We start from the raw sequence: 14,409 nt of genomic DNA on the forward strand, positions 1-14,409 counted from the left end.
TCAAGTAGCGAAACCGGGAACCCGCCCTCTCGTGTCCAACTCTCCACGCACCCGCGTCGCGGCCGCCATGGCCGCGACTCTCCTGGTGCCTGCACTGGCCTCCGCCCAGCAGCAGGGCACCACTTCACGTCCCGCCCAATCCCTGTCGCAAGTGGTGGTTTCTGCGTCAGGAACAGCACAGCAGCGCGTCAGTGCACCAGCATCTATCACGGTTCTATCCCGGGAAGAGATGCTGCGGTAGCGCAACTCGAGCCTCGCCGAAGCGCTGCGGACCATCGAAGGCGTGGACGTGGGCGACACGCAAGGCAAAACCGGCGGACTCAACATCAGTATCCGCGGTATGCCCAGCGACTACACGCTGATCCTGATCGACGGCCGCCGGCAGAACACCGCCGGGTCCATCACGCCAAACGGCTTCGGCGAGACTTCGACCAGCTTCCTGCCGCCGGTCTCGTCCATTGAGCGCATCGAGATCATCCGCGGTCCGATGGCGACGCTGTACGGCTCCGATGCCATGGGTGGCGTGATCAACATCATCACCCGCAAGGTGGCCCGGCGCTGGGAAGGCTCGATGAGCTCCGATGCCACTATCCAGGAAACGGCAGGCTTCGGCAACATCTACGGCTCCACCCTGTACGCCACCGGTCCGCTGGTCGCCAACAAGCTGTCGATGGCCTTGCGCGGCAGCTTCACGGGCCGCGCCGAATCCAAGCTCCAGCCCACCGGAGAAGTGGGAGCCACCACGGCCATCAGCACGCGCGGTCCGAGCCCAGTCGGCTCCAATGTGCATTCGCTGGGTGGTCGCCTGACCTGGCTGCCGTCGTCCCGCCATGAAGTGGCGCTGGACGTGGACATAGCCCGTCAGAGCTACGACAACGACCAGGCGCAGCTTGGCACGCTCGATCGCCCCGACCTCACGCCGCCCACGTTCAATGGCTACGCGTCGTCGATGCATTTCAATCGTGATCAGTATGCACTCTCGCACAACTGGCGCCTCGGACGCGGCCGGCTCGAGTCGAGCCTGATGCACAACTTCACCGGCACCATCGGTCGCACGTTGCCCAGTGGGACGCCGGGTGGTCCGCCGGGCAGCGGCGCGCCCAACAAGCCGGCCGGTGCGCCACGCACGCTCGAGTCCACGAGCAATGTGTTCGACACGCGCTATGTGTCGGTGCTGGGCAGCCACCTGCTCACCGTGGGCGGACAGTTCTGGGCCGCGAAGATGGTGGACGGTGTGGCGCTCGATCCGTTCGAACAGACGCAGTGGTCGGTGTTTGCCGAAGACCAGTGGTCGCTGCCGGGCAACGTCGCACTCACGCTCGGTGTGCGTCGCGATGAACACGACGCGTTCGGTCAGCACACCTCACCGCGTGCCTACGCCGTGTGGCGGGCGTTGCCCAAGCTGAGCATCAAGACAGGTGTCAGCGCAGGCTACAAGACGCCGCGTCTCGAGCAGCTCGTGGACGGTATCATCGGCTTCACTGCACAGGGACGTACCGCCACGATCGGCTCACCGGGACTGCGTCCCGAGACGAGCGTGAGCAGTGAGTTCGGGCTGTACTACCAGGGCGGGAACGGCTTCGACGCCAGTGTGTCGGCGTTCAACAATGAATTCCGCGACAAGATCACCTCGGGCACACCGGTGGCGAACTGCACCTTCGCCGGCGCGCCGAACCTGCCGGGCTGCGTGAACTACGGCAGCTTCCCCACGCAGGAATCGTTCGGCCAGAGCATCAACGTCGACAAGGCCGTCACGCGGGGTATCGAGACGAATGTGCGTGCCCCCCTGATCGCGGGTTGGGCGATCACCACGAACTACACGCATACGAGCAGCGAGCAGCTCAGCGGTCCGAACAACGGCTTCCCCCTCGGCAACACGCCCAAGCACATGGTGAACGGTCGTGTGTTCGGGGCGATCGGCAGCCGGCTCGACGGCTGGGTGAGCGGTGAGTATCGCAGCGCCCGCACGCGTCGCATGTCGGCTGGTGCCAACCCCGCCGCCGATGCCCTCGGCGACTTCCGCGCCTACAGCCTGTTCCATCTGGGCGGATCGGTGCGCGTGATGCGTCAATTGTCCCTGCGTGCGTCGGTGAACAACCTGCTCAATACCGACTTCCTCGAATACGCGGCGTACCGGAGTGGCACGCAGACGTTGTACACCAACCTGTACAACAACCATCAGGAAGGTCGTCGTCTGTGGCTGTCCACCACGATCGAGTTCTGATTCCGACGTTGTGTGATGTAGTAGCGAGAGGGTAGCGGAGACTCAGCTCTGTGGCGACCCAGGCCAGAGGTCGCCATAGAGTTGCGGTCCGCACGTCTGACAAATGCTGTGACTGAATGTCGCGTTGGAGCGTTCCGAGACAAACGTTTCCACCGCTTCCCAGTAGCCTCGGTCGTCGCGCACCTTCTTGCAGTTGGCGCAGATCGGGATGAGGCCGGACAACGTGCGCACTTCGGCGAGCGCCGTGCGCAACTCTTCGTTGAGTGACGCGAGTTCGGCATTGGCGGCGGCCAAGGCGGCCACGCGGGCCCGTTCGCGTCTCTGGTGGTACACCAGCAGGAGCAGCAGTGCCGATACGAGCGCGAGAATGATGCTGCCCATGATGACGGTGCTGCGCTGGCGCGAGATCACCACCTGCTGTTCCTCGCCACGCGCCTGCAATTGCACATTGGCCCGCAGGGCGGCGTCCGTCTCCGAACGGGCTTCACGGGCTGCGATGCGCAGCGCGGCGTCCTGATCGAAGATGGTGTCGCGCAGTACACGATAGGCGCGCAGGTATCCCACGGCTGCACGTGCGTTGCCGGAACTGTATTCGAGCTCCGAGAGATGGTCGAGCGCGGCGAGGGCGATGATGCGTTGGCCCACGATACGCGAGAGGGCGAGTGATTCGGTGAACTGGGCGCGCGCCTTGGCGGCATTGCCCAGAAGCACACTGGCTTCGCCCAGGTACAGCAGCGCGCGGGCGCGGGCGCGGTCACTGCGGCGATCCACGGCCGAAGCCAGCACGGAATCGAGGATGGTGTTGGCCTCCGCCGCGCGCCCTTCGCGCAACAACAAGGCGCCGGTGCTGACGGCGTTGAACTCCCAGCTTTCCACGGAATCGGCGCGCGAGGTGCGTCCCATGGGCAGCTCGTACGCCCCGATGGACTGATCGATGAGTCGTCGGGCGTCGACCAGGTTGCCGCGGTCGATTTCCAGCATGGCGAGGCTGTTGAGCGCGTAGCCCAGCGCGGCCGCTCCTGCCGGGACACCTTCAGCCACCCGGGTGGCTTCCTGCAGCGTCACCCGCGCGCGCTCCAGTTGCCCCCAGTCGTGATAGACCTTGCCGATATTGGTGAGCGTGCGGGCGAGGCCCATGCTGTCGCGGGAGACACGGCGCATGCGCAGCGCCTGCACAAAGGCTTCGAGGGCCGGCTCGTAAATGCCGAGTTGGTAGTACGACGCGCCGAGGCCGTTGTACACGCGGGCGAGTTCGGTGGGGTCGTCGAGGCGACGGCGTACGACGAGCGCCGAATCGAGGTAGACCAGTGCGCTGTCGTAGAAGTTGCGCGCCCAGAAGGTGATGCCGATCCGGTAGTGTGCGTTGGCGAGTGTCACGGAATCGTCGCTCTTGCGCGCGAGCGCGACGGCCTCGTGATAGTACCGCATAGCCGGTACGGGCTGGTCGCGTTCGATCCGCTCACCCAGCCGGAACACCGAATCGGCCTTGGCGGATCGCGGCTTGGCCGGTTGGGTGCTCAAGGGGGCAGCCGCCGCGGTTCCCGCCGGAGCGGACCCCGCGGGCTGCGCCCGACCCGTCGTCGGCAGGGACAGCAGCCAGAGCAACGACAACAGCGGGGAGACGGCCGGCAGCCGGCGAATGCAGCGCCATGCGCGTCCACCCCGGAGAGATCCGAGATCTACCATGGATCAATGTATGGCGACGTGCAGTCCATTTGGCACGGTGCCTCCGTCCGCGGAGGGACCGTGATACCTTCCAAGGCTGTTCCGCGAGCTCACTGAACGTCCAGAGAACTTCCCGTGGCCAACATCCTCCAGCGTCTTCCCATCGGTGAAAAGGTCGGCATCGCCTTCTCCGGTGGTCTCGATACCAGCGCCGCGCTCCACTGGATGCGCGCCAAGGGCGCCGTCCCGTACGCCTACACCGCCAACCTCGGCCAGCCGGATGAGTCCGACTACGAGGAGATCCCGCGCAAGGCCATGGCCTACGGTGCGGAAAAGGCGCGGCTCGTTGAATGCCGGTCGCAGTTGGTCGCCGAGGGGCTGGCGGCGCTGCAGTGTGGTGCCTTCCACGTGAGCACGGCCGGGCAGACCTATTTCAACACCACGCCGCTCGGCCGCGCGGTCACGGGCACGATGCTGGTGGCCGCGATGCGGGAAGACGACGTCAACATCTGGGGCGACGGCAGCACGTTCAAGGGCAATGATATCGAGCGGTTCTACCGCTACGGTCTGCTCACCAATCCGAACCTGCGTGTGTACAAGCCGTGGCTGGACCAGCAGTTCATCGACGAACTGGGCGGCCGTACGGAGATGGCGGAGTACCTCATCGCCAGCGGGTTCGAATACAAGATGTCCGTGGAAAAGGCGTACTCCACCGACTCCAACATCCTCGGTGCGACGCACGAGGCGAAGGACCTCGAATTCCTGAACAAGGGCATGCACATCGTGCACCCGATCATGGGTGTGGCGTTCTGGCGTGACGAGGTGAAGATCGAGAAGGAGACGGTGACCATCCGCTTCGAGGAAGGGTACCCGGTCTCGATCAACGGGCGGGAATTTGGCAGTGCGCTCGAGCTGTTCACCGAGGCGAACGTGATCGGTGGTCGCCACGGACTCGGTATGTCCGACCAGATCGAGAACCGCATCATCGAGGCGAAGAGCCGCGGCATCTACGAGGCCCCGGGCCTTGCGCTGCTGTTCATCGCTTACGAGCGCCTGGTGACGGGCATTCACAACGAAGACACGATCGAGCAGTACCGCATCAACGGCAAGAAGCTTGGCCGTCTGTTGTATCAGGGCCGCTGGCTCGACCCGCAGTCGCTCATGCTGCGGGAAAGTGCTCAGCGTTGGGTGGCCAAGGCCGTCACCGGCGAAGTGACCGTCGAACTGCGCCGCGGCAACGACTACTCCATCATGGACACGTCGAGCGCGAACCTCACGTACAAGCCTGAGCGCCTCACGATGGAAAAGGGACAGGAGTACTTCTCCCCGCTCGATCGCATCGGCCAGCTCACGATGCGCAACCTCGACATCATCGACACGCGCGACAAGCTCTCCATCTACGTGTCGGCTGGCCTGCTGCGTGGCAGCAGCACCACCGGCGTCCCGCAGCTCCCAAGCGGCAGCGACGAGTAGTCGACGGCACGCGCGAACCAGTTCGCGTTGTCATGAAGCCCGGTGCGTCCGATTGGTGACGCACCGGGCTTCGTGTCTTGGTAGATCTGTTGATCCGCAGGCGCAGATTTACAGCGGGGGGAACACAGAGCACGCAGAAACAGAGCGGAGTGCACAGATACAACAAACAAAAAATAATTGTATCGCGATCGCATGACCTGTCGCGTCCTGAATAACGTCTACACATCCTCTCACCTGTGGAGATGTGCTAACGTATGGAACGCAGCCGTCGCCAGTTTAGTCCCGAGTTGAAGCAACGGATTGTCGAAGAGCTCGAAGCCGGGCACCTGTCGGTGCGGGAAGCGGCCCGGACCGTGCAGACCAGCGCGGCGATGGTGCATCACTGGCTGGAGGAGTTCGGGCGGTATCGACCGAAACGGGATGTCGTGGAGGTGGTGATGAAGAGTGAACAGGAGCGCATTGCCGCGCTCGAGAAGGCGTTGGCCGAGGCGCATCTGACCCTCCAGGTCTACGACGAGCTCATCACCCAAGCGAACCGCGTGTACAAGACCGATCTAAAAAAAAGCTTTGGTACAACACCGCGCGGGCCTGTTGCGACGAGCGGGCCCTCCCCGTCCGGGCCGTCTGCGCGCGCCTCGGACGCACCCGCGACGCGTACTACAAACGTGCGGCCCGCGTCGGGGGCGGGGAGCGCGGGGCGTCGAAAGCGGTAGTGCTCGCGCAGGTGGCCGTGGTGCGCGCGGCACAGCCCCGCGTCGGGACGCGGAAACTGCACACCCATTTGGCCGCCGCCGGCGTGGCCGTCGGTCGTGATCGGCTCTTCACGTGGCTGCGGGCGGCGGCGGCGCTCGTGCCGCGCAAGCGGCGGCGGACGTTTACCACGTATTCGAAGCACGGGTATGTCGTGGCGCCGAATCGCTTGAAGGACGCGGAGATCACGGGACCGCGTCAGGCGGTCGTGAGCGACAGTACGTATCTGCGCCTCGCGCCCGATCGCTTCGCGTATTTGTTTCTCGTCACCGACGTGTATGCCCGCCGCATCGTCGGCTGGCATCTGAGCCAGGATCTCTCGCACCACAGTGCGCTGCAGGCGCTCCACCACGCGATCCAGACGATCGGCGCGGCCGATGGCGTGCTGCATCATTCGGACCGCGGGAGTCAGTACTGCTGTCACGCGTATCGCCGGGCTCTCGCCGCCGCGCGCTTGCTACCCAGCATGACCGATGCGAATCACTGCTATCAGAACGCCATCGCCGAACGCGTCAATGGGATCTTGAAAGACGAATTTGATCTCGACGCGATCTTCCCGTCTCTCCCAGCGGCTCAGCGGGCCGTCGCCGACGCCATTCACCGCTACAACACCGTCCGCCTCCACGGGAGTCTCCAGCTGCAGACCCCCGCACACGTATTCACGCACGCAGCCTGAGTCCGACCAAGTCCCTCATCTCGTGTAGACAAATTCTAGGACTAGACAGTATCTGTGCTTTCTGTTCCATTTCTGTGTGCTCTGTGTTCCCCCCGCTGTACCCAACACGCGTGGAGGACAACAATGACCCAAGGCCTGTACGCCGATCTCACATACGAAGTGATCGGGGCGTTCTATGACACATACAACGCACTCGGTTGGGGATTCGCCGAGCAGGTGTATGCCAATGCGATACCGCTCTATCTTGCCGATCGTGGCATCGCGTTTCAGCGGGAGGTACCGCTGCAGGTGCGCCTGCGTGATCAACTGCTCGGGGAATTTCGCGCTGACCTGATTGTCGAGGACAAGGTGATCGTCGAGCTCAAATCCTGCGAACGCATTGTCGCGGCACATGAAGCGCAATTGATCAACTATCTCCGGGCCACCACCTACCAACTCGGCCTGCTGTTCAACTTCGGCCCCAAGCCGGAGCGGCGTCGGCTCATCTGGACGCCTGCATACAAAGCACTCAAAGACGGCGACGCATCACGCATCGACCGAGTGTGGCGGTAGACAGCGGGGGAACACAGACAGCACAGAAACAGAGCCGACAACACAGATACAAACAAAAAGAGCAGCGGTCGTGCGTGGGTCCATATCTGTGCTCTCTGTATTGTTCCCGCGTGCTCTGTGTTCCCCCCGCTGTACCCCCAATTCTATCCGTCAGGCGATGTACGACATGACAGCGCCCTGCGCGTCGCGCACGAGCATGATCTTGCCATACGGGCTGTCGAGGGGACCTTCCAGGAACGTACCACCATGCTGTTGCCAGACGGCATCGGCACGCGTGAGGCTGTCGACGGAAAAGTAGACCATCCAATGTGGTGGTGTTGCTGACTGCTGGTCGATCTGCACCACACCCGCCACCGCCGGGTTGCCATCGTGCAGCGTGTAGTACTCCATGCCCGGAGCATCGAGCTTCTCGGCCCGCAAGCCAAAGAGATTGGCGTAAAATGCCGCGTTGGCCGACGCGCGCGTGGAGTACGCCTCGCACCACGCCATTGCCCCCGGCTCCCCTTCCACGCCGGCGCCATGAAATTCGGTGCCTTGCCACAGACCGAACATGGCGCCGTCGGGATCGGTGCAGAGCGCCATGTGTCCCTGTGCTGGTACTTCCATCGACGGTGCGGTCACCGAGCCGCCCAAGGCCAGCACCCGCTCGATGGTGGAAGCGATGTCGGACACGCCGAAGTAGGCCGTCCAGCCCACGGGCGCATCGGGCATCACGGGCGCCAGAGCGGCGGCGGCGTGACCATCGGGCGTGAAGGCGATGGTGTAGTGGCCGAGCTCTTCACCCAGATCGAGGTAGCTCCAGCCAAACAGGTCACTGTACAGCGCCTTGGCCGCCGCGAGATCGCTGGTGGCCAGATCGAACCAGACCGGCCGGTTGATCTGCGGCGACGTGATGTGGGGCATGGCGTGAACCTCGTGAAGTGTGTGGGAGCCGTCACCGATACCTTGCGGATCTATCGCGAAACCGTTCCCGTCGCAAACATTCCAGTCTGTTGGTGTATTCTGTTCCCGCCTGGCGTTCCCATTCCCCGGCCCGCTGCTGTGCGCGGTCCATCGGACGCCTGCTCGAAGCCGGGCTTGCCCGGTCCCACCAGTTCCACTGATCAGGAGTGACGGATGACGCGTCTCACGAAGGGCGCCGGCACGGCCGTCGTAGCGGCCCTTGCACTGGCGATGATCCCCCAGCTCGTCCACGCCCAGGACGACAAGTCGAATGCTGTGAAGGGCGGCATCCAGGTGAGCGGCTGGAAGGGCAAGGTCGATGACAAGGAAGCCAAGGCCGGCCTGACTGTCGACAGTGCCAAGTTCATCACCATGGGCCCCGGCCTGCACGCCACCACCGGCCCGGCCACGACCTACTGGAACCCCACCATGGTCGGCAAGGGTGACTACGTCGTGAAGGCGACGTTCACCGAACGCGAGTACATGGGGCTCAACAGCCATCCGCATCCGTACGGCGTCGTGATTGCCGGCAACGATATGGGCACGGACAACAACAGCTACCTGTACTGTGCGGCGTACGGCAACGGCAACTTCATCGTACGCGGATTCGGACCTACCCCGTTCCAGATGAACGGCCCGCGTGGTGGTGCCAACGACGCCGTGCACAAGGCGGAAGCGAAGGGCAAGCCGGTCACGCAGGAAGTCGCGCTGCAGGTGAAGGGTGACAAGGTCTCGTGCATCATCAACGGCACCGAAGTGGCCAGCTACAGCAAGGCGGAGCTCGTGACGGCCGGGAAGCTCAAGAGCACCGACGGTGCGGTGGGCTTCCGCATGGCGCACAACACCGACGCGCATATCGCCGGCTTCAGCCTCGGCAAGCCGTGAGCGCATCCGATACGGCCACGCGCACGAAATTGCGCGTGGCCGTGTTCGGCGTCGGCGCAGTAGGCGGGGTGTTCGGCGCACGACTGGCACAGGCCGGACACGATGTGTGGTTCATCGCACGAGGCGCCACTCGCGACGCGCTGCGGGCGAACGGTCTCCGTCTCGACAGTGTCGACGGAGATCTGCATCTCGAGCAAGTACAGGTGACGGATGATCCGTCACAGGTCGGCCCCGTCGATGTCGTGCTTGTCGGCGTGAAGGCCACCCAGGTGACTGGCGTTGCGCCCTCGATGCGCGCGCTACTCGGCCCCAACACCGTGGTGATCCCACTGCAGAATGGCGTGGAAGCGAGCGTACGGCTCGCCGACGCATTGGGTGCAGAACACGTGCTCGAGGGACTGTGCCGTGTGATTGCTGCACAGGCCGGCCCCGGACATATCCGCCATCCCGCGGTGACACCGGTGCTCGAGTTTGGCGCTCGTCAGGGGTCCACGCTTCCCGAAGCGACGGCGGCCATGATCCCCGTGGTGGCCGACGCGATGCGTGGGGCAGGCATCAACACCCTCGTGCCGGCCGATATGACCACCGCACTGTGGGAGAAATTCCTGTTCATCGAGCCCATTGGTGTAGTGGGTGCGGCCTCTCACCAGCCGTACGGCACCGTACGATCTGTGCCGGAAACACGTGCGCTCACCGACCAAGCCATCGAGGAAGTAATTGCGGTGGGCCGTGCAGTGGGCGTGCAGTGGCCAGCCGACGCCAAAGAGCAGATCTGGAAGCGCTATGACAGTTTGCCGCCAAACGAGTTCACCTCGATGGCGCGTGATCTGATTGCCGAGCGGCCGAGTGAGTTTGACGCGCAGACATCGGCCGTGGTGCGACTGGCGCGGCAGCGTGGTGTATCAACACCCGTGCATGATGTGCTGCACGCACTGTTGCTTCCCAACGTGGTTGCAACGAACTGACTCTTGCGGCGTCCTTCGAGGAGCCCGATAGTGGGCGTTCGCAGGTTTCGCTCGAGTTGTGCACACTTGTTGGTGACGCGGATCCTCGCACATGTCAGCGCTGTGCGGGGGTTCCGCGTACAGATCGTTTACAGATAGCAACGCACTCCTCCGGCCCCCTTCCCGCCGGAACGAGTGACATCAGCAGATGCGAGCGCATCCGCTGGTGTGCATGCGGCTCGACTCGCGCAGTTCGCATGAACTGCGCGCCATCCCGTCTGGAGTGGCCGGCATGAAGGTTTTACTCGCGTGGTCGGGCATTACCGCCACCGTGACTCTGGTGACATCGCTGCTTTCGCCGGCGACGTCATCATCGGCGCTGCCGTCCGATCGCGACGGCACACCCGTTACGCCTCCCCCCTCGATCGTGCGCACGGCAACCGTGCGAACGCCCACTGCTCCCGCGACCGCACCGGTCGCCGGGATCCATGGGGTGCTCGCCAGGCCGATGTATCCGACCAAGGCGAAGGCCAAGTATGGCGCGCGCGGCATCGAAATGGCCGCGCTCGATTCCACCGTCCAGCGCTACTGCGGCGCGTGTCACAACCCGCAGCGCGCGGCCCGAAGCGGTAATCTCTCGCTTCGTGGCTATTCCCTCGACTCGGCCGTATCGCAGCTCTCGGTTTCCGAGAAGATGATCCGCAAGCTGCGCACCGAGATGATGCCCCCGCCGGGATCCCGGCGCCCGGGCGGCGACACGCTGCAGGCCCTGGTGGAGACGCTGGAGCAGACCATCGACGCGATTCCGGTCAATCCGGGCACACGCGTCTTCCAGCGCCTCAACCGTCCGGAATACCAGCGCGTGGTGCGCGACCTGCTGGCGCTCGAGATCGACCCGGGTGATTGGCTGCCGCTCGACACCAAGAGCGCCAATTTCGACAACATCTCCGATGCCCAGGCGATGTCGCCGACCCTGCTCGACGGCTACCTGAATGCGGCCTCGGCCGTGAGCCGCATGGCGGTGGGTGACCGGACGGCGGCGGCGGGACAGTCGAACTATCGCATTTCGCCGTTCGTGTCTCAGCATCCCTGGGACTACGTCGAAGGCACGCCCTACGGCACACGCGGCGGTATGGTGGTGACCCATACCTTCCCGGCTGACGGCCTCTACCAGATCCGCGTGAATGTGGGCGGCGGGGTGGGTCGTCCGGTGGAAGACGTGGATGTCTCCATTGACGGCGAGCGGGTTTCGCTGCTGCACTACGACCGGGGTGTCGCCCGCAACAGCGAGTCGGCCGACTTGCCGCTGGGCGCCGACTACCTCCTGACCGAGCCCATCCCGGTGAAGGGCGGCCAGCGGAAGGTTTCGGTGGCGTTCCTTCGCAAGGCCGAGGGGCCGTACGAAGATCTGATCAGGCCGCATGACTGGTCACGGGCGTCGAGCGGCACCGGCGCCGCCGGTACCACCGAGCCGGCGTTCCTGATGGAGTTCCTGATCATGGGCCCGTCCAAGGTGACTGGCCTGTCGGACTCCCCGAGCCGCAAGGCGATCTTCACCTGCAATCCGAAGACCGCCGCAGCACAGCGCCCCTGCGCTGAGTCGATCCTGTCGCGTCTGGCCACGCGTGCCTATCGTCGTCCGCTCAACGCGAATGACCGCAAGGCGCTCATGACCTTCTATGATCGCGGGGCGGCGGCGGGCGGGGACAACGCGTTCGAGGAAGGTGTCCGGTTGGGTCTGCAGGCCCTGCTTGTCAGCCCGCACTTCATCTTCCGTATCGAGCGTGAGCCCGCCAACACGGTGGCCGGCAAGGACTACCGCATCGATGATATCGAGCTGGCGTCGCGCCTGTCGTTCTTCCTCTGGAGCACGGTGCCTGACGATCGGCTGCTGACGCTGGCGCGCCAGAAGCAGCTCTCGGTGCCGGCGGTGTACAACGCCGAAGTGAAGCGCATGCTCGCCGACAAGCGCGCCGAGGCGCTGTCGACCCGCTTCGCCGCGCAGTGGTTGCGCCTGCAGGATCTCGAGAAGGTGCATCCCGATGCCTTCCTGTTCCCGGACTACGACCAGCAACTGGCCGATGCGATGGAAACGGAAACCGAGATGTTCTTCGAAGATCTCGTGCGCAAGGACCGCAGCGTGCTCACGGCCTTCACGTCGGATTCGACGTTCGTGAACGAACGTCTGGCCAAGCACTACGGCATTTCGAACGTGGTCGGTACCCACTTCCGGAAGGTGGCCTACGCCGATGACCACCGTCGTGGTGTGCTCGGTCAGGGCAGCGTGCTGGTGCAGACGTCGCTCGGCAACCGCACATCGCCGGTGTTGCGTGGCAAGTGGGTGATGGAAGTCCTGCTCGGGACGCCGCCACCGCCGCCGCCGCCGAACGTGCCCGATCTCGAGCAGACGGCTGGTGGCAAGGAAGGCAAGCCGCTCACCACGCGTGAGCGCATGGAGATGCACCGTGAGAACCCGTCGTGCATGTCCTGCCACAACTTCATCGATCCGATCGGTCTCGCACTCGACAACTTCGACGTGACCGGCAAGCTGCGCTATCGCGAAAACGGCGCACTGCTCGACACGCGGGGCAAGCTGTATGACGGCACGCCGCTCACCACGCCGTCCGATCTGACCACGGCGCTGCTCAAGCGTCCGGTGCCCCTGATGCGCAACTTCACCGAAAACCTCATGGCCTACGCGCTCGGACGCCGCGCGGAGGACTACGACCAGCCGACGATCCGCAGCATCGAGCGTTCGGCCGCCAAGCAGCAGTACAAGATGTCCGCGTTTGTGATGGGTGTCGTGAACAGCAAGGCCTTCCACTCCAAGCGCGCCGAGCCTGTGTCGGCTGACGCGTCACACAACTGAGCCGACCCATACCGCCAGGAGCATCCAATGCAATTTCTCACTCAGAAGACTCTCGCCCGTCGCTCGTTCCTGCAGGGCATGAGCGCCACGATCGCGTTGCCGTATCTCGATGCCATGACACCGGCGGGGCAGTTCCTGTCCAAGGCCGGTGGTGCAGCGGCTACCGGTCACAAGCGTCTGGTGTGCATCGAGTCCGTGCACGGCGCCGCCGGCAGCAATACGTGGGGCGCGTCCAAGTTCCTGTGGGCGCCGGAAGGGGTGGGCAAGCAGTTCTCGCTCAACCCGGAAGGCGCGCTCATTCCGCTCGACAAGTGGCGTGACAACCTCACGATCGTGAGCAACACCGACGTGCGCATGGCCGAAGCGTTCGACGCGCCGGAAATCGGCGGCGATCACTTCCGTTCGAGCGCGGTGTTCCTCACGCAGTCGCACCCGAAGCAGACGCAGGGCTCGGATCTGTTCGTGGGCACGTCGTTCGACCAGATCGTGGCGCGCAAGATCGGTCAGGACACGCCGCTGCCGTCGATGCAGCTCTGCATCGAAAATCTCGATCAGGCCGGCGGGTGTTTCTACAACTACGCCTGCGCGTACACCGACACGATCAGTTGGGCCTCGCCCACTGAGCCGCTGCCGATGATCCGCAATCCGCGCGCGGCGTTCGACATGCTCTTTGGTGCTGGCGCGAACAACGCCGATCGTTCGGCGCGTCGCAAGGACAACGGCAGCATCCTCGACTGGGTGGTGGGCGAAATCAACTCGCTCAAGCGCGATCTGGGCGCCGCCGACCGTCGTCGTGTGGATCAGTACCTCGAGAACGTGCGCGAGCTCGAGCGTCGCATCGAGAAGGTCGAAGCCAAGAACACCAGTGGTGACGAGCGGCAGATTCCGGAAGCTCCGGCTGGTGTGCCGGACAGCTTCGAGGAGCACATGCGCCTGATGTTCGACATCCAGGTGCTGGCGTTCCAGTCGGACATGACCCGTGTGTTCTCGTTCAAGACGGGCCGCGATGCGTCGAGCCGCGTGTTCGTCGAGAGCGGTACGAACAAGGGCTTCCACCCGGCGTCGCACCATGGCGGTCGTGAAGCGGCCATCATGGAATTCAACCTGATCAACAAGTATCACGTGGCGATGCTGCCGTACTTCCTCGAGCGTCTCAAGGAAACGAAGGACGGCGACAGCAACCTGCTCGACAACACCACCATCGTGTACGGCTCGCCGATGGCGGACGGCAACGTCCACAACCACCGTCGTTGCCCGCTCATCCTGCTCAGCGGCGACCAGGCGCAGTTGCCGCGCAACACGCACCTCAAGGCACCCGACGGCACGCCGATGGCCGACGTGTTCCTGTCGCTGCTGCACAACTACGGCATCGACACGCCGAGCTTCGGCGACAGCGTCTCGCCGTTTGCACTGTACTCCAACGCCTGAG

Annotated in this window: 10 protein-coding genes and 1 pseudogene; 9 read left to right on the forward strand and 2 right to left on the reverse strand. The window is 64.2% G+C overall.

From position 1 onward, the window contains the following. Window positions 1–256: 256 nt before the first annotated feature. Window positions 257–514, forward strand: a pseudogene (locus GAU_RS22790) (TonB-dependent receptor plug domain-containing protein); the annotation flags it as partial. Between the two features lie 156 nt (window positions 515–670). Next, window positions 671–2,224 (forward strand): TonB-dependent receptor domain-containing protein, encoded by a 1,554-nt coding sequence (locus GAU_RS00550; RefSeq protein WP_269446084.1) that lies wholly within the window; start codon window positions 671–673, stop codon window positions 2,222–2,224. Window positions 2,225–2,266: 42 nt separating this feature from the next. On the opposite strand, the gene GAU_RS20110 is transcribed toward GAU_RS00550, so the two are convergent. After that, entirely contained in the window at window positions 2,267–3,910 is a 1,644-nt protein-coding gene (locus GAU_RS20110; protein ID WP_012681599.1) for a tetratricopeptide repeat protein, read from the reverse strand. A gap of 114 nt (window positions 3,911–4,024) precedes the next feature. On the opposite strand from GAU_RS20110, the gene argG reads away from it, so the two are divergent. From argG to GAU_RS00575, 3 genes are all read left to right on the forward strand, one after another. Further along, on the forward strand, window positions 4,025–5,362 hold the full coding sequence (gene argG, locus GAU_RS00560; protein ID WP_012681600.1) for an argininosuccinate synthase: 1,338 nt from the start codon (window positions 4,025–4,027) through the stop codon (window positions 5,360–5,362). Window positions 5,363–5,616: 254 nt separating this feature from the next. Beyond that, a protein-coding gene (locus GAU_RS21680) for an IS3-like element ISGau1 family transposase (RefSeq protein ID WP_156798837.1) occupies window positions 5,617–6,788 on the forward strand; the annotation gives its coding sequence in 2 pieces (ribosomal slippage) (window positions 5,617–5,917 and window positions 5,917–6,788; 1,173 coding nt in all). Between the two features lie 123 nt (window positions 6,789–6,911). Further along, window positions 6,912–7,340, forward strand: a complete 429-nt coding sequence (locus GAU_RS00575; RefSeq protein WP_012681603.1) for a GxxExxY protein — start codon at window positions 6,912–6,914, stop codon at window positions 7,338–7,340. Window positions 7,341–7,490: 150 nt separating this feature from the next. Here the strand turns inward: GAU_RS00575 and GAU_RS00580 are convergent, their stop codons facing one another. After that, window positions 7,491–8,243, reverse strand: a complete 753-nt coding sequence (locus tag GAU_RS00580) for a VOC family protein (protein WP_012681604.1) — start codon at window positions 8,241–8,243, stop codon at window positions 7,491–7,493. Between the two features lie 213 nt (window positions 8,244–8,456). Between GAU_RS00580 and GAU_RS00585 the strand changes: the two genes are divergently transcribed. The 4 genes from GAU_RS00585 to GAU_RS00600 all read left to right on the forward strand — a co-directional run bounded on the left by GAU_RS00585 (window position 8,457) and on the right by GAU_RS00600 (window position 14,408). Continuing rightward, window positions 8,457–9,167: a hypothetical protein gene (locus GAU_RS00585; RefSeq protein ID WP_012681605.1), complete on the forward strand. Its 711-nt coding sequence runs from the start codon at window positions 8,457–8,459 to the stop codon at window positions 9,165–9,167. Continuing rightward, complete coding sequence (locus GAU_RS00590; RefSeq protein ID WP_083765358.1) at window positions 9,164–10,132, forward strand: 2-dehydropantoate 2-reductase; 969 nt, start codon at window positions 9,164–9,166, stop codon at window positions 10,130–10,132. The genes GAU_RS00585 and GAU_RS00590 overlap by 4 nt, the downstream gene beginning before the upstream one ends. Window positions 10,133–10,319: 187 nt before the next feature. Continuing rightward, window positions 10,320–12,980, forward strand: coding sequence for a DUF1592 domain-containing protein (locus GAU_RS00595; RefSeq protein ID WP_052574161.1), 2,661 nt, complete (start codon window positions 10,320–10,322; stop codon window positions 12,978–12,980). A 27-nt stretch (window positions 12,981–13,007) separates the two neighbouring features. Further along, the gene (locus tag GAU_RS00600) at window positions 13,008–14,408 is read left to right on the forward strand and encodes a DUF1552 domain-containing protein (RefSeq protein WP_012681608.1); all 1,401 of its coding nucleotides are present in this window, start codon (window positions 13,008–13,010) and stop codon (window positions 14,406–14,408) included. The last annotated feature ends 1 nt before the right edge of the window (window position 14,409 follow it).

Source organism: Gemmatimonas aurantiaca T-27 (genome assembly GCF_000010305.1).
Lineage (GTDB): Bacteria > Gemmatimonadota > Gemmatimonadetes > Gemmatimonadales > Gemmatimonadaceae > Gemmatimonas > Gemmatimonas aurantiaca.